Below are 17,290 nucleotides of genomic sequence, written 5' to 3'. Positions count from 1 at the left end.
CGGTGCCGACGATCGAGAAGACGAGGGACGCGCCCACCCCCGCGCCCGGCCGCCGGATCACCCCGCCCGCGTGGGGCGGCACGGCGGTCGGCGTGGGCACGGCGACCATCTTCCTGAGCGCGGTGGTGCTGATCCCGCTGGCGGCGGTCCTGTGGAAGGGGACCTCGCAGGGGCCCGCCGCCTTCTGGGACGCGATCACCACCCCGGACGCGTGGGCCGCGCTGAAGCTGACCGTCATCGCCTCGCTGCTGGTGGCGCTGATCAACCTGGTCATGGGCACGCTGATCGCCTGGGTGCTGGTCCGCGACGACTTCCCCGGAAAGCGCCTGGTCGACCTGCTGATCGACCTTCCGTTCGCGCTGCCGACCATCGTGGCGGGGCTGGTCCTGCTCGCCCTGTACGGGGCGGACAGCCCGCTCGGCGTCTCGCTGGCCTACACCCGCGCCGGCGTCGTCGTCGCGCTGCTGTTCGTGACGCTGCCGTTCGTGGTCCGGACCGTCCAGCCGGTGCTGCTGGAACTGGACCGCGAGATGGAGCAGGCCGCCGCCTCGCTCGGCGCCGGCAACTGGACGGTCTTCCGGCGGATCATCCTGCCGAACCTGGTGCCGGCGATGCTGACCGGGACGGCGCTGGCCTTCACCCGCGCCATCTCCGAGTTCGGGTCGACCGTGCTGATCTCCGGGAACGTCCCGTTCAAGACGCAGGTCGCCGCCGTGCACATCTTCGGCCAGATCGAGAGCGACAACACCGCCGCCGCGGCCGCCACCTCGACCGCCCTGCTGGCGCTGTCGCTGGTGTTCCTGCTCGCGATCGACCTCGTCCGCCGCTGGGGGGCCCGCCATGGCTAGACACGCGCTGCGCCTGACCGTGCTGGCCTACCTGGCCTTCCTGCTGATCGTGCCGGTCGGGCTGATCTTCTGGCGGACGTTCGAGGACGGCCTCGGCCCGTTCGTCGACGCCCTCACCACCCGCTCCGCGCTGCACGCCTTCAAGGTCACGCTCATCGTCGCGGGCTGGGCCGTCGTCCTCAACACCGTGTTCGGGGTGCTGGCCGCGCTGCTGCTCGTCCGGCACCGGTTCCCGGGCCGGCGGCTGTTCAGCGCGCTGGTCGACCTGCCGCTCGCGGTCTCCCCGGTCGTGGTCGGGCTGGCGCTGATCCTCGTGTACGGCGGCTTCACCCCGGTGGGCGGCTGGTTCGAGGCCCGCGGCATCCAGATCATCTTCTCCACCCCGGGCATGGTGCTGGCGACGGTGTTCGTCTGCCTCCCGCTGGTGGTGCGGGCGATCGTCCCCGTCCTGGAGGAACTGGGGGACGAGCAGGAGCAGGCCGCCAGGACCCTCGGAGCGGGCGGCTGGCAGACCTTCCGCCGCATCACCCTGCCCGGCATCCGCGCCGCGCTCGGCTACGGCATCGTCCTCTCGCTGGCCCGCGCCCTGGGCGAGTACGGCGCGGTCGCCGTCGTCTCCGGCCGGACGGTCGACCAGACCCAGACCCTGACCCTGTTCGTCGAGGAGCGCTTCGAGAACTTCGACGCGCACGCCTCGTACGCCGCCTCGCTCGCGCTGGCGGCGATCGCGGTCGTCAGCCTGCTGGCGACCCGGCTCCTGCGACCGAAGGACGGCACCTGATGGCGATCGAAGTCCGCGATGTGAACAAGTCGTTCGGCGAGGCGCCGGTGCTGCGCGACGTGTCGGTCGACATCGCGTCCGGCTCGCTGACCGCGCTGCTCGGGCCGAGCGGCGGCGGCAAGTCGACCCTGCTCCGCGTGATCGCGGGCCTGGAGACGCCCGACTCGGGGACGGTGCTGATCTCCGGCAGGGACGCGACGCGGCTCCCGCCGCAGCGCCGCGGCGTCGGGTTCGTCTTCCAGCACTACGCCGCGTTCAAGCACCTGACGGTGTTCGACAACGTCGCGTTCGGCCTGAAGATCCGCAAGCGGTCCAAGGACGAGATCCGGCGGCGGGTCGGCGAACTGCTGGAACTCGTCCACCTCGACCAGTTCGCCGGGCGGTACCCGGCGCAGCTCTCGGGCGGCCAGCGGCAGCGCATGGCCCTCGCCAGGGCCCTCGCCGTCGACCCCGAGGTCCTGCTGCTGGACGAGCCGTTCGGCGCGCTCGACGCCCAGGTCCGCAAGGAGCTGCGGGCGTGGCTGCGCCGCCTGCACGACGAGGTGCACGTCACCACCGTCTTCGTCACCCACGACCAGGAGGAGGCGATCGAGGTCGCCGACTCGATCGTGGTGCTGGCCGACGGCGCCGTCCAGCAGGTCGGGGCGCCGGGCGACATCTACGACAACCCGGCCACCCCCTTCGTGATGCGCTTCCTCGGGCCGGTCACGGAGATCGGCGGCCGGCTGCTGCGCCCCCACGACGTGGAGGTGTCGGCCGAACCCGCGCCGGGGACCGTCCCGGCCGCCGTCACCCGCGTGGTGCGGCTGGGGTTCGAGGTCCGGGTCGAGTTCCGGTTGCGCGGCGCGGCGGAGGACGACGTCTCCTGGGCGCAGATGACGCGGCAGGCCGCCGGGCGGCTGGGCGCCGAGCCGGGCGCCGAGGTCCACGTGCGGCCGGCGGTCGAGGCCGCCGTCGTCCCCGCGTCCTGATGCACGTCACCGCCCGCACCACCTACGCGATGCGCGCCCTGGTCGCCATGGCGGCGGCCGGGCCGGCCAGGCTCAGCGCCCCCGCGCTGGCCGAGGCCGAGCGACTGCCGTTCACCTTCCTGCAGACCGTGCTCGGTGACCTGCGGCGGGCCCGGCTGGTGGTCAGCCAGCGGGGCAACGACGGCGGGTACCGGCTGGCCAGGCCCGCCACCGAGATCACCGTCGGCGAGGTCGTCCGCGCCATGGACGCGGGCTTCGCCGACCCGCGCGCGGAGCCGGGACGGCCGCCGGACGACGCGGCGCATCTCGACGAGGTGTGGCACGCCGCCGACACCGCCCTGCGCTGGGTGCTGGACGAGACGACCCTGGAGGACCTCACCCGCCGCCGCCTGCCCGCCCACGTCCGCGCCCTCGCCGGCATGGCGCGGGACACGGACGGGCCGAACAGCCGCATCACCATCGTGCAGGACTGACGGCCCGCTCAGCCGTCCTCGGTGACGCGGGTGAGCTTGTCGGGGTTGGTGACGGCGTAGACGCCCCGGACGCGGTCGCCGTCCGGGGCCAGGTCGAGGACCATGACGGCGAACGGGGCGTCCGCGTCGAACAGCACCGCCGAGGGGTCCCCGTTGACCGTCCGGTAGCGGATGTCCAGCCGCCCGCTGTGCGATCCGGCGGTGCCGGCGATGACGCGGGCGACCTTGGCCGCGCCGTGGATCGGACGGAGCGCCGCCGCGCGCCTGACCTTGCCGCCGCCGTCCGTCCACAGGGTCACGTCGGGGGCCAGGATGGCCATCAGCGACTCCAGGTCCCCGCCCAGCGCGGCCTGGAGGAACCGCTCCGTCACCTGCCGCTGCACCTTCGGGTCGGCCTGGTACCGGGGGCGGCGCGCCTGGACGTGCTCGCGCGCCCGGTGCGCGAGCTGCCTGACCGCGGCCGGGCTCCGGTCCAGGATCGGCGCGATCTCCGTGTGCGCGTACCCGAACACCTCGTGCAGGACGAACACGGCGCGCTCCAGCGGGGTGAGCGTCTCCAGCACGACGAGCAGCGCCATCGACACCGCCTCCGCCCGCTCGGCGGACTCGTCCGCGCCCGCCTCGCTCACCAGCGGCTCGGGCAGCCACGGCCCCACGTACGTCTCGCGGCGGCGGCTGATCGCCGCCTGCCGGGACAGCGCCGTGTTGACCGCGACCCGCACCAGGTAGGCGCGCGGGTTCCCGATCTCCTCGGCGTCCCGCTCGCCGCTGCGCGCCCGCCACGCGAGCCAGGCGTCCTGAAGGACGTCCTCGGTGTCGGCGACGCTGCCCAGCATGTTGTAGACGACCGAGAACAGCAGCTCCCGATGGTCGGCGAACACCCTCGTCGCCGTCTCCGCGGCGGTGCTCTCCGGCATGGCTCGACCTCCTGTGGGCTCCCCCATCAGAGGGCCGCACCCGCCCGGAGTGTGACATCCGGGGCGGGAATGTGAGCTGGGCCTCATTGCCCGGCGGCGGCGTCGCACTCCCGGCCTCCCGGTTCGCCAAGGGTCGCGAAACGACACCACCCGGAGGGCTTCATGACGGACTCGTTCCTCGTCACGAGGCGCGGGGCACGCTGTCGATCCTGACGACGATGTTCAAAGAGGGCGGCGACCGGGGCAAGGCGCTCGGCGTCTGGGGCGGCGTCGCGGGCGGCGCGTCCGCCGCCGGGGTGCTGCTCGGCGGCCTGCTGACGGACGGACCCGGCTGGCGCTGGGTGATGCTGGTGAACGTGCCGGTCTGCGAAGGACCCGGAGCCCGCGCCCGTCAGGTCGCCGACCCGCGGCCCGCGCCGGGCACGCGGATCAGGAAGGTGCCCGCCAGCACCACCAGGCCGGACGCCGCCAGCACGAACTGGCCCGGCTCGAGGCCCAGCGGCGACGCGCCGGCCTCCTTCAGGAGGTCGGCCGCGGCGCCCGAGATCAGCGCCGCGAGCGCCAGCCCGAACCGCAGCACGGCGTGGAACGCGGTCAGGGCGAGGTTGCGCTCCACCCCGCTCAGCGACTCCTGGAGGTAGGTGATCCCGCCCACCAGGGCGCTCGTCGCGGCGGCGCCGAACACGACGGCCCCGGCGAACGACCAGCCGATCGACCCCAGCCCGCCCATCAGCGCGATCACGACGCCCTGCGCGGCCGTCCCCAGCTTGATCTGCGTCATCAGGCTGCCCGCCTTGCGGTGGATCAGCAGCAGGCCCGCGAGGGCGCCCACGCCGAACAGCACCACCAGCACGCCGAACCCGACCGCGCCCGCGTCGAGGGTGTTCCGCACGAACACCACGCCCAGCGAGAACAGGGCGCCGAGGCCCAGCGCGACGACCGCGACCCCCGGCAGGACGCCGCGCACCACCGGCAGCCGCAGCGCCCTGAAGAAGCCGCCCTGCGACTCCCGCTCGGTGTGCTCCATCTGCCGCCGCTCCACCGGCCCGGGACCGAGGTCGGGAATCGACCGGATGGCGAAGTACGACACGACGTACGTCACGGCGTTCAGCCAGAACACCACCACGTACCGCCAGTGGCCCTCCCAGCCCGCCATGTTCGACACCCACAGCAGCAGCCCGAACGCGCCCGCGCCCAGCGGGATCATCCCGTAGGACGTCGCCATCGTGATGCCGTTCGCCATCTCCAGCGTCGCGGTGTCGTGCTCGTCCTCGTCGTCCTCGATGAGGAACGGGATCGCCGCGTCCCGGGCCGGCAGGAACATCAGCCCGACGACCTCGATGAGGAACGCCCAGAAGTACACCCACCACAGCCACGGCACGAGCGGCAGCGCGAACGCCATGCCCGTGCGGATCAGGTCCGACCACAGCATCACGCTGCGCCGCCGCCACCGCGTCACCACCCGCGCCGCCACCGGCGCGCCCACCGCGGACGGCAGCAGCCGCAGCACCAGCACCCCGCCCACCGCCGTCGTGGAGCCGCTCAGCTCCAGGACGAAGTACATCAGCGCGAGCGTGCCCGTCCAGTCGCCGAAGGAGGAGACCGTCTGCCCGACGATGAGCCGCCGGAAGTCCCGGCGGCTCAGCTGCTCCTTGAGTCCCATGCGGGCTCCATCCCCGGTCTGGCGCGCCGCGCCGGCGAATCGGGGCGGGGAGAGCCCGGCAGGAGCGCGGCGAGCCGCGCGGCGGCCGCGTCCCAGCTCCAGTTCTCGCAGGTCCAGTGCCGCCCCGCCGCGCCCATCGCGGCGGCCCGCCGCGGTGAGGCGAGCAGCCCGTGCAGGGCGAGCGCCAGCTCGTCCGGGACGGTCGCGTCCACCAGCACGCCGGTCCGCCCGTCGATCAGCGACGCGGGGCTGCCGCCGGAGCGCCCGACCACGACCGGCAGCCCCGCCGCGGACGCCTCCAGCACCGACAGGCCGAGCCCCTCCGTCTGGAGCCCCCGCCGGTCGTCGCGGCACGGCAGCGCGAACACGTCGGCGGCGGCGTAGTAGCGCGGCAGGTCGGCCGCCGGCACGAGCCCCGCCAGCGTGACCGTCCCCGGCCCGAACCGGTCGGCCAGCTCGGCCAGCCGGCGCCGCATCGGGCCCTCCCCGACGATCACCAGCCGCGCGTCCGGACGGCGCCGCACCACGTCCGCCCACGCGCGGATCAGCATGTCGTGGCCCTTGCGTCGGACGAGCCTGGCCACGCTGAGCACCACCGGCCCCGCGCCGAGCCCGTGCCGCCGCCGGACCGCCGCCCCGTCCAGGCCCGGCCGGAACCGCACCGTGTCGACCGCCCCCGCGAGCCGCACCAGCCGCGTCCGGTCCCCGACCGCGCCCGCCAGCTCCGGCAGCGTCGCCTCGCACAGGTACGTGAGCACGTCGAACGACCGGGCCGCCGCCCGCAGCGCCGCCCGCGTCGGCGGCGCCCGGAACCAGCCCAGCTCCTGCCCGTGCGCGGACCCGACCAGCCGCCGCACCCCCGCCGCCCGCACCAGCGGCGCGTACATCCCGAACGGCGCCGCCGCCGTGATCCACCCCGCCTCGATCCGGTGCCGCGCCACCAGCGCCCGCAGCCCCCGGAACAGCAGATACCCGTGCCGCCGCACCACCGGGAAGCCCAGCCCCGCGTCGAACTCCGCCGCCCCCGGCCGCGCCGGCGCCACCACGACCACCCGCTCCGCGGGCAGCCGCCGCACCAGCTCCCAGGTGAACGTCTGCACACCCCCGGGCTCCGGGGGGAAGTGCCCGGTCAGCACGAGAGTCCGCGGTATGTCCATGCGACACCGGATTCCCGCACAACCGCGCTCCAACCAACGCGACCGCCCACCGAGGCGGTGTGCCGACCCGGGGCGGAGGGCTGTCTACCGCAACCGCTGTCCGGATTCGGACAGCTGCGGAGGGTAAGTGTCACCTCGCCGTCCCTGCCTCCGGCCGTCCGCGCGGTCCTATCGTCGACCGGCACCCTCACCCGAGGGGCGGGGAAGGGCGGCGGGGATGGACAACACGTCGGGAACGCGGAAACTGATCGGCACGTACCTGGCAAGCGAGATGGACCGGGAGGAATGGGCGAACGGCGATCACCCCCCGGAGCAGATCTTCCCCAGCGACCTGTCAGGCAACACGGTCGACTACTTCATCAACGGGACGGCGTACTTCACCGCGCTGGACGACGAGATCAAGACGCTGTGCGCGTCCAAGGAGCGGGGCCGCTTCCTCTACCTGTCCGCATGGTGGCTCGGCCTGTCCCCGGTGTCGGCCGCGACGGAGATCCGGGCGCTCGGGGAGATGGGCGCCGCCGTCGCCAGGCAGTTCCCCGTCCTGAAGGACGTGACCCTGCCGGTGAAGGTCGGCACGGACCTTCCCCCGATGATCCTCCCGAGCGGCGAACCGCTCTCCACGCGGCTGAAGGAACTGCACGATTCCGGCGCCGACGTGCGGATTCTCGCCTGGGTGTCGCCGTTCGCCGCCAGGTACGCCGTCCCCGAACTCGAGGGCATCCGCGTGGTGAACGCGCAGACGCTGCTCAGCGTGGCGGAGATGCGCAAGCACTTCGGCGACCAGGGCGCCGGCAACGTGCTGCTCAACCTGGCCGCGCACCCCATGGGGGCGGCGCACTGCAAGCTCGTGGTGGCCGGCGACCGGAAGTCCACGCGCGCCTTCACCGGCGGCATCGACCCGGTGGAGAACCGGAAGGCCAAGTACTGGCACGACCTCGCGGTGCGGGTGACCGGGCCCGGGGCGACCGCGATCCACCGGTTCTTCCAGCAGTTGTGGGCCGAGAACCTCGGCCTGCCGGTCGAGACGTTCCAGATCGGCGGGCAGCAGATCCCCTCACGGCTCACATCGGCCGGCAAGATCCCCGACCTGGCGGCGAAGCCGGCCGGGACGGGGACCGGAGCCCACGTCCAGGTGCTCCGGACCGTCCCGTGCATGCGGTTCACCACGGCCGGGCCCGCCTGGATATTCGAGAAGAGCGCGGTGGTGCGGGCCCTCATCGCCGCGGGCATCGGTTTCCAGAAGCAGCCGATCAGCTTCGCGAAGGACGGCCTCTTCGAGTTCAAGGTGGCGCTGGAAAAGGCGATCCGCAAGGCGGAGAAGTACATCTTCATCGCCGACCAGGGCTTCACCAGCCAGGAGATCATGGGCTGGATCAACGCCCGGTTGCGGCAGCGCCCGCAACTCAAGGTGATCCTGCTGCACGGCAGCGACCCCGCCGACCCGCCTACCGGCGATCTGGCCCACGCGGTCAACGAGCACCTGATACCAGGCGTGCCGCCGCTCCTGCTGGACTCCAGCAGCGGCCTGCAGGGCCTGGAGTTCCGCGGCTGGACCAACACCACCGTGCACTGCAAGGTGACCATCATCGACGACGTCTTCTGCATCGTGGGATCGGCCAACTCGATGCGGCGAAGCCTCTACACCGACATCGAGCTGTCCGTCGCGATCCTGGACGCCGCTGGAACCGACACCGTCCGGAGACTGCGCCGCGACCTGTGGGCCAAGTACTGCGGAATGGCCCTGCCGGAGGAGATGCCGCTGATCGCCTTTGAGCAGAAGGGTTACGACGAACTCCTCGACATCGACAACGCGCTGTCCCTCTGGTGCCGGGCCTGGGGCGGCGCGCTCCCGCCGGGCGTGGCGCTGCTGCCCGCGATCAAGGGCTTCCAGCTGCCGATGCCGGTCACCGCCCCGTACTCCCCGGAGAGCCACGACCGCCAGGACCCGGACTCCCGAACCCCCGTCTGACACCGCCGATGCGGGGCCCGGCCGACCAGCGCTGCGGGACCGCTTGGCCTCGATCGTTCTCACTGGAGGCCAGCGACATTGTCCGGGCAAACGATTCTTGTGCGCACCGTCCGGCAGTGGTCGCAGGTCAGCGGACGATGACGGCGTCCTCGGAGGCGTCCTCGTCCGGGGTCCAGCCGTCGTGGCCGGCGTCGGCCGTCCAGCGCTTGCCCGCGAAGCGGATCTCGGTGAGGCCGTACGCCTGGGCGTGGGTCACGGCCCAGGACGCGACCGCCCAGCCCTCGCGGGCGCTCGACGGCCGCACCGCGTTCCACGAGTCGGGGCCGGACGGCGCGCCCGCCTTGAGGGACCCCGGGCCGCCCACCTTCAGGCGGCTGCCGAACGCGCGGCGCATCTCCAGGATCGCCTCCGGGCGGCGGGACGCGGTCTGCTCGTCGGGCGGGAACCAGCAGCGCGCCGTGGCGGGCTCCCGGCCGGTGAACGCCGTCGCGAGCAGCTCGCCGTCCGGCTCGTGCTGGGCGTAGGCGGTGCCGTCCGCGCTGCGCTGCACCAGCTGCGCGGCGTCGTGCAGGTCGCGGTCGAGGTAGTCCTTGATCTTCACCAGGGCGTCGAAGAACTTGCTCGTGGACTGGACGGGGTCGCGGAGCTTGTCCGGGGTGCCCCAGCCCTGCGAGGGACGCTGCTGGAACATGCCCACCGAGTCGCGGTCGCCGCCCGGCAGGTTGCGGATGTGCGACTCCTGGATCGCCGTCGCGTAGGCGATCACCGCCGCCCGCTCGGGCAGCCGCTTGCGGAACGCGACCGCGGCGATGGTCGCCGAGTTGGCGGCCTGCTCCAGGTCGAGCGGCATCGTCCCCCGGCTCGTCCGCGCCTCGCAGCCGGACCCGTGCAGGTAGGGGCGCGCCCGGTCGAAGAGCACGAAGCCGCCCACGGCCAGCAGCATCACGACGACGGCCAGGCCCACGGCCCAGCGCAGGCCGCGGCGGCGGCCGCCACCGCTCGCGCCCTCCTCGGGACGCTCCTTCAACCTCGCCCAAACAGCCACGCGAAGAAGGTACCGGGAGATGGCCACCACTAAGCTCAGGAGTCATGACCGAAACGTTCACCAGCCCGATCTCCGGCGGCATCGACGAGCTGTGGGAGCGGCGCGCCGACCTCACCCCGGACGACGCCGACGCGCGCTCCGCCATCGTGGCCGCCGTCGACCAGATCGACACGGGCGAGGCCCGCGTCGCCCACATCGACCCCGCGACCGGCGACGTCGTCGTCGACGAGCGGGCCAAGCGGGCGATCCTGCTGAGCTTCAAGGTCCTCGGCATGGCGCGCGGACAGGTGGGCGACTTCCGCTACCACGACCGCATCCCGCTGAAGAGCCGCCTGGACGGCGTCCGCGTCGTCCCCGGCGCCATCGCCCGCTGGGGCGCCTACCTCGCCCCCGGCGTGGTGCTGATGCCGTCGTTCACCAACATCGGCGCGTACGTCGACTCCGGCACGATGGTCGACACGTGGGCGACCGTGGGCTCGTGCGCGCAGATCGGCAAGAACGTCCACCTGTCCGGCGGCGTCGGCATCGGCGGCGTGCTGGAGCCGCCGAACGCCAAGCCCGTCATCGTCGAGGACGAGGCCATGATCGGCAGCCGCTCGATGATCGTCGAGGGGGCGCGGGTCGGGAAGGGCGCCGTCGTCGGCTCCGGCACGAACCTGTCGGCGTCCATGCCGGTGATCGACGTCGAGACGGGCGAGGAGATCAGCCGCGGCCGCATCCCCGACTGGTGCGTCGCCGTCGGCGGCACCCGCTACAAGGAGTTCAAGGGCGGCACGTTCGGGCTCCCGGCCGTGCTGATCCTGAAGCGGCTGGAGGAGGGGCAGCGCCACGACAAGGCGTCCCTGAACGACATCCTCCGCGACCACGGCATCAACACCTGACGCGCCGCGCGCCCACGATCCTCGTCCGCCCGGTCTCGCCCCTGCCGGGGGGACGGCCGTCAGCCGAACGAGGTCTCGGTGATCCGCAGGGGGCGCCCGGTGAGGATGGCGGCGGAGGCGGCGTAGCCGGGGCCCGGCGTCAGGTCGGCGAGCCGGACGGGGGACACCGCCGCGTCGCCCTCCCACGCGATGACCTCCGCCGGGGCGTCGGGGGAGGAGACGTGGATGGACGTCATCGGCGCGGCGAGTCCGTGCCCGGTGGCCTTCAGCAGGGCCTCCTTGCGGCTCCAGTAGGCGTGGAAGCCGCGTCTGCGGTCGTCCATGGCGGCGAGGTCCGCCCGCTCGGCGGCGGTCAGGACCATCTCGGCGAGGCGGTCGATGTCGCGGTCGCTCTCCCGCTCCACGTCCACCCCGACCTCGGCGCCCTCGGCGAGGACGAGGACGACGCGGTCGCCCGAGTGGGACAGGGAGAAGTCGAGGCCGCTGCCGGGCAGCCGGGGCTTGCCGTGCGTGCCGCCGCAGTGCGGGCAGTCGGTGGTGAAGCGGATGCTCTCCGGCGCCAGCCCGACCGCCTCGGCGAGGACGGTGCGGGCGAGGAAGCGGCCGGTGACGAACCGGGCCTTGTCCTCGGCGCGCATGAACCGGTCGTAGCGATCGCGCTCCCGCTCGTCCAGCAGGGCGCGCATGTCGGGCTCGTCCACGGGGGCCGCCCAGCGGACGGCGCACTCCAGCATCTCCACGAACGTGATGATAGGACTTGGGCATGGGGCTTGATCTGTTCTCGGACGTCGTGGACCTGACGGCGGCGATCGTCGACATCGAGTCGGTGAGCGGCGCGGAGGGCGCCCTCGCCGACGCCGTCGAGGAGGCGCTGCGTGCGCTCCCGCACCTGGCGGTGGAGCGCTCCGGCCACAACGTCGTCGCCCGCACCGAGCTCGGACGCGGCGAGCGGGTCGTGCTGGCGGGGCACCTCGACACCGTCCCGCTGAACGGCAACCTGCCGTCCCGGCTGGACGGCGACCGGCTCTACGGGTGCGGCACCACGGACATGAAGAGCGGCGTCGCGGTCGCGCTGCGGCTCGCCGCGACCGTCCCGGAGCCGAACCGCGACGTCACCTACGTCTTCTACGAGTGCGAGGAGATCGAGGCCGAGCGCAACGGGCTGCGGAAGCTCGCCGCGGCGCGCCCCGAGCTGCTCGCCGGGGACTTCGCCGTGCTGATGGAGCCCACCGGCGGGCAGATCGAGGGCGGCTGCCAGGGCACGATGCGGGTCGAGGTGGCGGCGCGGGGCGAGCGGGCGCACAGCGCGCGCGCCTGGATGGGGTCGAACGCCATCCACACGGCGGGGCGGATCCTCGACGTGCTGCGCGCGTACGAGCCGGCGCGTCCGGTTGTGGACGGCCTCGAATACCACGAGGGCCTGAACGCGGTCTTCATCGCGGGCGGCGTCGCCGGGAACGTCATCCCGGACGAATGCGTCGTCACCGTGAACTACCGGTTCGCGCCCGACAAGTCCCCGGCCGACGCGGAGGCGTACGTCCGGGAGGTCTTCGCCGGCTTCGACGTCACGGTCACCGACGTCGCGTCGGCGGCCCGGCCTGGGCTGACGCATCCGGCGGCCGCCGCGTTCGTCGCCTCCAGCGGCGTCGAGGTCCGCGCGAAACTCGGCTGGACGGACGTCGCCCGCTTCGCCGAGCTCGGCGTCCCGGCCGTCAACTACGGGCCCGGCGAACCCACCCTCGCGCACACCAGGGACGAGTACGTCGAGACGCCCCTGATCACCGAGTGCGAGCAACGTATGCGCACGTGGCTGGCCGGTCGGACTACCGTGGGCGCATGACTTTGGATGCCAGTTCCCCGTCCCGGCGCCAGGGGCCGGCCATGCTGCGCGGGCGCGCCGTCCCGAAGACCACCACCGACCAGCGGCTGCTCGACGGCCGCGGCCCGGTCGACTGGGTGCACGCCGACCCGTGGCGCGTCCTGCGGATCCAGGCGGAGTTCGTGGAGGGATTCGGCCTGCTCGCCGAGCTGCCGAAGGCGGTCAGCGTCTTCGGCAGCGCCCGCACCAAGCCGGACTCGCCGGAGTACAAGCTCGCCGTCGACATCGGCGCGCGCCTGCACGAGGCCGGGTACGCCGTCGTCACCGGCGGCGGCCCGGGGATCATGGAGGCGGCCAACCGGGGCTGCGACGAGAACGGCGGCATGTCGGTCGGCCTCGGCATCGAGCTGCCCTTCGAGCAGAAGCTCAACGACTACGTCGACATCGGCATCGAGTTCCGGTACTTCTTCGTCCGCAAGACGATGTTCGTGAAGTACTCGCAGGCGTTCGTGGTGCTGCCGGGCGGCTTCGGCACCCTCGACGAGCTGTTCGAGGCGATCACCCTCGTGCAGACCAGGAAGATCACCCGTTTCCCGATCGTCCTGGTCGGGACGGAGTTCTGGGGCGGCCTGCTCGACTGGGTCAAGACGGCCATGCTGCCCAGCGGCAAGATCTCCGCGCAGGACATCGACCTCGTCCACCTGACCGACGACCCCGAGGAGGTCGTCCGGATCATCGTCGAGGGCCACACCCGCGCCCGGCAGCAGATCATCGAGGCCCGTGCACAGGCGGAGACGAGGGAGGGCGCCGGGGAGTGACCCGGCGGCCGGTCGGCGGGGAGCGGCAGGGGGCGGCGGGGGGCGGCGCCGGATCGCCTCCCGGCGAGCCGTGTGGGGGCGGCGTGACCGGGTAGGGCTGTCGGAAATATCCCGGTAAGGGGGGACGGGACATGACCGAGTGGAAGCCCGAGGACGGTGCCGGGGACGCCCGGCGGGACCCGGGCGAGTACGTGAGCGGCGCCTGGCCGATGCCGCCGGCGGCCGAGGACCGGCACAAGGGGGAGGAGGGGTTCCATCCGGACTCCCCCGAGGGGCGCGGAGGCCGGATGGAGGATCTGAGCCCCGACGATTTCGAATAGCCGCGGCGGGGTGTCCGCCCCGAGATTTCTCATCAAATGAAAAGAGCGAACACCCCACCGGAACGGACGCTTTACATCAGCGCGACGGATCCAGCCTGTACGGGGAACCGGGGACGGGCGGCGGCTTCAAGATGTAGGGGGTTCCGGGGCCGGACGGCCAGCCCGGCGGCCGGTCGTCCTGCCGGGTATGCGATGGGGGATGGTGCCGGACGGTTATCGTGTGCAGATCCAGGTTCGGGCCGATGGCGGACGCGACCGCCGCGGGCAGGATGATGGTGGCGGGCGCCGCCGCGGCGGCCGCCGAGAATCCGGCCGCGCCCTTGGCCATGTCGCCGTGCAGGAGTGCGCAGAGGCTCAGCAGCGGAATGGCGGACAGCTCCAGGAGCCGGATTTTAGGGCGGCCTCTTTTGGAGCTCTCCCGGAGCATTCGGGCCGCCTGCGACACCTGGCCGCGACGCAGGTCGCGGTTGAGCACGATGATGGTCCTCCCGCTCTGTTCTCGCAGGTAGCCGAGTAGGCGGCGGGGCATCCTGGCCCGCGCGAACGGGCCTATCCGGCCGCCCGGCGCGGCTGCGGTCTGCAGGTGGCGCCACACTTCGCCGGCCGCCTCATCGTCCTCCTCCTCGTCCTTTCCGGGTTTGCGTCCGCTGATGAGGATCAGCGTGGATTGTTCGGGCAAGAGTGGTACCGTGAGGCACTGCCAGCCCCGGGCCGACCGGAATGCCTGCTCCAGGTCGAGGGGCGGGTTCCACTGCTGGGCGACCGCCAGCTGGGTGCGCAGTTTGGCGTTCTCCCGAGTCAGACGTTCGATGGTCTCTTTGAGGCGCTGTTCATCAGGAAAATCCATGACGTCTCCCGATCGCGTCATACGCGTCGACCGCGCCCCCGAGCAGTACGACCCAGACAGAAGCAATGGATTGCAGATTCGCCTGCTACCCAGCTACCGACGCTATATGTTGTCGGCCTTCTGTTGAGAGTCCGGCTGCTCGTCGAGAGACCTCGGCGCCGGACGCATACGTTTGAGTAGCACGCCGGTCACCGCCGCCCATTTGTCTTCGTCGTCGGCGAGTGTTTCCGGTGCGTCCCAGATGAAGCGGAGGAAGGGGTCGCCGACCACTTCCTCGGGATAGTTCCCGTCATGGGTGTGCTCGGCGGCCGTGGGCGGCGCCCCGGGAACGGGGGCGTCGAGGCAGACGGGCTCGCCGCCGTCGAGGATGGCGCGGAAGCTGCCGCGGCGCCAGCCGAGCCGGTCCTCCAGGGGGATGATCACGCGGTCGGTGTAGTCGCGGCCGCGACCGGTCTCGATCTTGTTCACGACCGAGAGCGACGGGCCGCCCTCCGCGGCGAGGCTGGCCTGGGAACCGAAGCCCAGTTCGATGCGGCGCTGCCGGACCATCTGTCCCAGCCGGCGCCAGGCGGCCGGCGGGTGGCCGCGGTCATCGAGGTCGTCGAGGTCGTCCAACGTGATCAGGCTCCTTTTGTGTGTGCGGGGTGACGGCCTGACACGGTGCGTAAGTGTAGCGGAGCAAAACGGACTTTGACGAGTCGTAACGCGTTTTGGCCGCGCGGAGTCCGGGTCCCATGCAACGAAGTGCATCGAACAACACATGGCATGGTTAAAACGCGTCTTTAAGCTGCACGACGCACTGAGATGCGTTACGCTTCCCGTCATGTCAAGCTCTCCAGGCACCGAGATCCCCGTGGAACGGCTTCTGTTCACGCCGCAGGAAGCCGCAGAGATCACGTCGTTCACCCGTGACTGGCTCGTCCGGGCAGCGAGCCGGGGAGAGATACCGCACCGCCGCTACGGCAAGCGCCTGTTCCGGTTCGCCCATGAGGACCTTGAAGCGATCAAGGACATGGGCGCCTGCCCGGTCGAGCCGGCCGAGCGGTGGGAAGTGTCGAACTGATCTCCACGGGCGGCGAGACCCGTCCGGCGAACCCGCACGAAGGAAACGCACATGAGCACCGCACCACCCTCTCGTCATGCCCTCTCCGGCCCCGGCCCCGCCGGAGGAGCCCGATGAACTGGCTCAGTCAGGGCACCATCAACGACCTCGCCGCGTCGGTCGCCGAGCACGAGGCCACCGTCGAAAGGGCCCACGAGGAACTCGAGAACCACCGCAAGGCCGCCTTCGAGGTCATGGAGGTCCTGCACCGGCACCAGGGCCTCGCCGCCGAGGCGAAGTTCCTGCTGACGATCGCGCACGGCACCGCGCCCATCCCGTCCCCCGGCGAGATCCGCGAGGTCGCCGGGGAGGACGACGGGCTCGGCCTCGCGATCGGCAGCATCCGCATGGCCCTGCCGCCGGACTCCACCGCCGCGCAGTTCGGGCACCTGGCCGAGTCGATGCGCGCGCTGTACGCGGCCGCGCACGTCGTCGCGCTGCACGCCGACGAGCGGGCGCGCCTCGGGTCCCGGCCGCCGTTCGCGCCGGAACCGGAGATCCCGATCGCCGTGCCCCGCGCCTTCGCCTCACTCATGGGCTCCCAGGTCTGCGTGGACAACTCCGACGGCACCCGGGACATCGGGCTGCTCGGCTCCGTCGAAGGGGGGCAGCTCACCCTCCTCGACGAGGACGGCGTCCCCGTCGCCTGGCCGCTGCTCGACGAGGTCCTCGCCGTCCGGGCCTGGCCCCCGGCCGAGGACCCCGGCGCGCGGGACCCGGCCGGCGTGAACGCCCTGGACGCGGGCGCGCCGGCCGAGCACCGGGACCCCGGAGCGGAGCCTTCGGCGGCCCAGCCGCGCGCCGGCGGCGTGGTGTCCCTGGTGCGCCGGGGCGGGCGGGCCAAGAGCGCCTCCGGAATGTGAGGCGGCGCGGTGAACGGAGGACAGGCATGGGCCGCCGTCCTGGTCGCGCTGATCATGCTGGGCGGCCTGGCCGCCGTCCGGCGCAGGCGGCAGCTGTACTGGAAGGCGTCCGAGACGCTGGCGGCGCTCGGCAGGGCGGAGAAGAGCGTCCGGCTCATCGCCTCCCAGCGCGACGAGGCGGTGGCGGCGCGGAACCGGGCCGAGGCGCTCGGGACGGAGGCGGTGCACGAGCACCGCTCGCTGACCGAAGCCTGCTATGACCTGGCCAAACGCTGGGAGTCGCTGCCCCGCGCCGACTCCGGCGCGCACGCCGAGCAGCTCCGCCGGCTCGTCCGGCTGCACAGCTGGGACGTGCGCTGACCAGCCGCCGCTGACGAGCCGCCATTGACGAGCCGCCGATGACGGGCGGTAGCTGACCACGTCGTCTCCCGCACTGGGGGGAGGGGGGACGACCTTCGAGGGCGGGTCTCGGATGGGGGAGGAGATCCGCCGTCGCCGGCGGCCACGCCGGCCAGCCCCGGGCGTGGCCGCCGGCCTTTCACGACGAATTCCCATGGACGGTAGTGAGCAATGACCCTGCACGAACCCGAGATCGCCTCCCTGCTCCGCCTGGAGGCGCCCGACGCGCCCCCCTGGACGGACGCCGCACCGGCGGCGCCGCTCCCGGGCCGCTCCCGGGTGTGGACGGAGCTGGCGGTGATCGTGTGCGTGATCGCGCTGGCCCTGCTCGGCGCGATCGTGATCGGCGTCGAGATGTCCCGGCTGGCCGCGTCGCCGGGCCCCTGCCTGGCGCCGCGCTGATATCCGCGTAGAGAG

The 17,290-nt window shown here is 72.6% G+C and carries 20 protein-coding genes and 1 pseudogene; 14 read left to right on the top strand and 7 right to left on the bottom strand.

Annotated features, from left to right (window positions below; translation table 11 throughout):
• Positions 1-2: 2 nt before the first annotated feature.
• The 4 genes from cysT to ACA511_RS31175 are packed head-to-tail and all read left to right on the top strand — an operon-like array spanning position 3 to position 3,073.
• Complete coding sequence (gene cysT / locus ACA511_RS31190; protein WP_375028245.1) at positions 3-848, top strand: sulfate ABC transporter permease subunit CysT; 846 nt, start codon at positions 3-5, stop codon at positions 846-848.
• The gene (locus tag ACA511_RS31185) at positions 841-1,629 is read left to right on the top strand and encodes a sulfate ABC transporter permease subunit (protein ID WP_375028244.1); all 789 of its coding nucleotides are present in this window, start codon (positions 841-843) and stop codon (positions 1,627-1,629) included. Before cysT ends, ACA511_RS31185 begins: the two co-directional genes overlap by 8 nt.
• Positions 1,629-2,600, top strand: a complete 972-nt coding sequence (locus ACA511_RS31180; protein WP_375028243.1) for a sulfate/molybdate ABC transporter ATP-binding protein — start codon at positions 1,629-1,631, stop codon at positions 2,598-2,600. The genes ACA511_RS31185 and ACA511_RS31180 overlap by 1 nt, the downstream gene beginning before the upstream one ends.
• Positions 2,600-3,073 (top strand): RrF2 family transcriptional regulator, encoded by a 474-nt coding sequence (locus ACA511_RS31175; protein WP_375028242.1) that lies wholly within the window; start codon positions 2,600-2,602, stop codon positions 3,071-3,073. The genes ACA511_RS31180 and ACA511_RS31175 overlap by 1 nt, the downstream gene beginning before the upstream one ends.
• 8 nt (positions 3,074-3,081) lie before the next feature.
• On the opposite strand, the gene sigJ is transcribed toward ACA511_RS31175, so the two are convergent.
• Positions 3,082-3,990, bottom strand: coding sequence for an RNA polymerase sigma factor SigJ (sigJ, locus tag ACA511_RS31170; protein ID WP_375028241.1), 909 nt, complete (start codon positions 3,988-3,990; stop codon positions 3,082-3,084).
• A gap of 71 nt (positions 3,991-4,061) precedes the next feature.
• On the opposite strand from sigJ, the pseudogene ACA511_RS31165 reads away from it, so the two are divergent.
• Positions 4,062-4,346, top strand: a pseudogene (locus tag ACA511_RS31165) (MFS transporter); the annotation flags it as partial.
• 35 nt (positions 4,347-4,381) lie between these two features.
• On the opposite strand, the gene ACA511_RS31160 reads toward ACA511_RS31165, so the two are convergent.
• Both ACA511_RS31160 and ACA511_RS31155 read right to left on the bottom strand, forming a co-directional pair.
• Entirely contained in the window at positions 4,382-5,653 is a 1,272-nt protein-coding gene (locus ACA511_RS31160; protein WP_375028240.1) for an MFS transporter, read from the bottom strand.
• A complete protein-coding gene (locus ACA511_RS31155; protein ID WP_375028239.1) occupies positions 5,632-6,810 on the bottom strand; it encodes a glycosyltransferase family 4 protein in 1,179 nt (392 codons plus the stop codon). Before ACA511_RS31155 ends, ACA511_RS31160 begins: the two co-directional genes overlap by 22 nt.
• Positions 6,811-7,027: 217 nt before the next feature.
• On the opposite strand from ACA511_RS31155, the gene ACA511_RS31150 reads away from it, so the two are divergent.
• Positions 7,028-8,779, top strand: coding sequence for a phospholipase D family protein (locus ACA511_RS31150; RefSeq protein ID WP_375028238.1), 1,752 nt, complete (start codon positions 7,028-7,030; stop codon positions 8,777-8,779).
• Positions 8,780-8,906: 127 nt separating this feature from the next.
• Here the strand turns inward: ACA511_RS31150 and ACA511_RS31145 are convergent, their stop codons facing one another.
• Positions 8,907-9,824 carry a hypothetical protein gene (locus tag ACA511_RS31145; protein ID WP_375028237.1) on the bottom strand — a complete coding sequence of 306 codons (918 nt, stop codon included), beginning with the start codon at positions 9,822-9,824 and terminating at the stop codon, positions 8,907-8,909.
• 44 nt (positions 9,825-9,868) lie between these two features.
• Here ACA511_RS31145 and ACA511_RS31140 point away from each other — a divergent pair, with 44 nt between their 5' ends.
• Complete coding sequence (locus ACA511_RS31140; protein WP_375028236.1) at positions 9,869-10,705, top strand: 2,3,4,5-tetrahydropyridine-2,6-dicarboxylate N-succinyltransferase; 837 nt, start codon at positions 9,869-9,871, stop codon at positions 10,703-10,705.
• A 59-nt stretch (positions 10,706-10,764) separates the two neighbouring features.
• Here ACA511_RS31140 and ACA511_RS31135 read toward each other — a convergent pair whose 3' ends face one another.
• Positions 10,765-11,439, bottom strand: coding sequence for a 4'-phosphopantetheinyl transferase family protein (locus tag ACA511_RS31135; protein WP_375028413.1), 675 nt, complete (start codon positions 11,437-11,439; stop codon positions 10,765-10,767).
• 29 nt (positions 11,440-11,468) lie between these two features.
• On the opposite strand from ACA511_RS31135, the gene dapE reads away from it, so the two are divergent.
• The 3 genes from dapE (at position 11,469) to ACA511_RS31120 (ending at position 13,662) form a co-directional block, all read left to right on the top strand.
• Positions 11,469-12,545, top strand: coding sequence for a succinyl-diaminopimelate desuccinylase (dapE, locus tag ACA511_RS31130; RefSeq protein WP_375028235.1), 1,077 nt, complete (start codon positions 11,469-11,471; stop codon positions 12,543-12,545).
• The gene (locus tag ACA511_RS31125) at positions 12,542-13,342 is read left to right on the top strand and encodes a TIGR00730 family Rossman fold protein (protein WP_375028234.1); all 801 of its coding nucleotides are present in this window, start codon (positions 12,542-12,544) and stop codon (positions 13,340-13,342) included. Before dapE ends, ACA511_RS31125 begins: the two co-directional genes overlap by 4 nt.
• Before the next feature lie 131 nt (positions 13,343-13,473).
• Complete coding sequence (locus ACA511_RS31120; RefSeq protein WP_375028233.1) at positions 13,474-13,662, top strand: hypothetical protein; 189 nt, start codon at positions 13,474-13,476, stop codon at positions 13,660-13,662.
• Positions 13,663-13,738: 76 nt separating this feature from the next.
• Here the strand turns inward: ACA511_RS31120 and ACA511_RS31115 are convergent, their stop codons facing one another.
• Together ACA511_RS31115 and ACA511_RS31110 are read right to left on the bottom strand one after the other, a co-directional pair.
• Entirely contained in the window at positions 13,739-14,509 is a 771-nt protein-coding gene (locus ACA511_RS31115) for a hypothetical protein (RefSeq protein WP_375028232.1), read from the bottom strand.
• A gap of 102 nt (positions 14,510-14,611) precedes the next feature.
• Entirely contained in the window at positions 14,612-15,124 is a 513-nt protein-coding gene (locus ACA511_RS31110) for a multiprotein-bridging factor 1 family protein (protein ID WP_375028231.1), read from the bottom strand.
• 208 nt (positions 15,125-15,332) lie between these two features.
• Between ACA511_RS31110 and ACA511_RS31105 the strand changes: the two genes are divergently transcribed.
• The 4 genes from ACA511_RS31105 (at position 15,333) to ACA511_RS31090 (ending at position 17,275) form a co-directional block, all read left to right on the top strand.
• Positions 15,333-15,572, top strand: a complete 240-nt coding sequence (locus ACA511_RS31105) for a helix-turn-helix domain-containing protein (protein WP_375028230.1) — start codon at positions 15,333-15,335, stop codon at positions 15,570-15,572.
• A gap of 113 nt (positions 15,573-15,685) precedes the next feature.
• Positions 15,686-16,474, top strand: coding sequence for a hypothetical protein (locus tag ACA511_RS31100; RefSeq protein ID WP_375028229.1), 789 nt, complete (start codon positions 15,686-15,688; stop codon positions 16,472-16,474).
• 9 nt (positions 16,475-16,483) lie between these two features.
• Entirely contained in the window at positions 16,484-16,834 is a 351-nt protein-coding gene (locus ACA511_RS31095; RefSeq protein WP_375028228.1) for a hypothetical protein, read from the top strand.
• Between the two features lie 210 nt (positions 16,835-17,044).
• Positions 17,045-17,275, top strand: a complete 231-nt coding sequence (locus tag ACA511_RS31090) for a hypothetical protein (RefSeq protein WP_375028227.1) — start codon at positions 17,045-17,047, stop codon at positions 17,273-17,275.
• Positions 17,276-17,290: the final 15 nt, after the last annotated feature.

The organism is Actinomadura sp. GTD37 (assembly GCF_041951365.1).
Classification (GTDB): Bacteria; Actinomycetota; Actinomycetes; order Streptosporangiales; family Streptosporangiaceae; genus Spirillospora.
This window is presented reverse-complemented; position numbering and strand designations above follow the sequence as displayed.

What these genes read in the sequence shown, in the direction of transcription:
- ACA511_RS31185 (WP_375028244.1), top strand. Translation starts at nt 841, where the DNA reads ATGGCTAGACACGCGCTGCGCCTGACCGTGCTGGCCTACCTGGCCTTC.
- ACA511_RS31180 (WP_375028243.1), top strand. Translation starts at nt 1,629, where the DNA reads ATGGCGATCGAAGTCCGCGATGTGAACAAGTCGTTCGGCGAGGCGCCG.
- ACA511_RS31175 (WP_375028242.1), top strand. Translation starts at nt 2,600, where the DNA reads ATGCACGTCACCGCCCGCACCACCTACGCGATGCGCGCCCTGGTCGCC.
- sigJ (WP_375028241.1), bottom strand. Translation starts at nt 3,990, where the DNA reads ATGCCGGAGAGCACCGCCGCGGAGACGGCGACGAGGGTGTTCGCCGAC.
- ACA511_RS31160 (WP_375028240.1), bottom strand. Translation starts at nt 5,653, where the DNA reads ATGGGACTCAAGGAGCAGCTGAGCCGCCGGGACTTCCGGCGGCTCATC.
- ACA511_RS31155 (WP_375028239.1), bottom strand. Translation starts at nt 6,810, where the DNA reads ATGGACATACCGCGGACTCTCGTGCTGACCGGGCACTTCCCCCCGGAG.
- ACA511_RS31150 (WP_375028238.1), top strand. Translation starts at nt 7,028, where the DNA reads ATGGACAACACGTCGGGAACGCGGAAACTGATCGGCACGTACCTGGCA.
- ACA511_RS31140 (WP_375028236.1), top strand. Translation starts at nt 9,869, where the DNA reads ATGACCGAAACGTTCACCAGCCCGATCTCCGGCGGCATCGACGAGCTG.
- ACA511_RS31135 (WP_375028413.1), bottom strand. Translation starts at nt 11,439, where the DNA reads ATGCTGGAGTGCGCCGTCCGCTGGGCGGCCCCCGTGGACGAGCCCGAC.
- dapE (WP_375028235.1), top strand. Translation starts at nt 11,469, where the DNA reads ATGGGGCTTGATCTGTTCTCGGACGTCGTGGACCTGACGGCGGCGATC.
- ACA511_RS31125 (WP_375028234.1), top strand. Translation starts at nt 12,542, where the DNA reads ATGACTTTGGATGCCAGTTCCCCGTCCCGGCGCCAGGGGCCGGCCATG.
- ACA511_RS31120 (WP_375028233.1), top strand. Translation starts at nt 13,474, where the DNA reads ATGACCGAGTGGAAGCCCGAGGACGGTGCCGGGGACGCCCGGCGGGAC.
- ACA511_RS31115 (WP_375028232.1), bottom strand. Translation starts at nt 14,509, where the DNA reads ATGGATTTTCCTGATGAACAGCGCCTCAAAGAGACCATCGAACGTCTG.
- ACA511_RS31105 (WP_375028230.1), top strand. Translation starts at nt 15,333, where the DNA reads ATGTCAAGCTCTCCAGGCACCGAGATCCCCGTGGAACGGCTTCTGTTC.
- ACA511_RS31100 (WP_375028229.1), top strand. Translation starts at nt 15,686, where the DNA reads ATGAACTGGCTCAGTCAGGGCACCATCAACGACCTCGCCGCGTCGGTC.
- ACA511_RS31090 (WP_375028227.1), top strand. Translation starts at nt 17,045, where the DNA reads ATGACCCTGCACGAACCCGAGATCGCCTCCCTGCTCCGCCTGGAGGCG.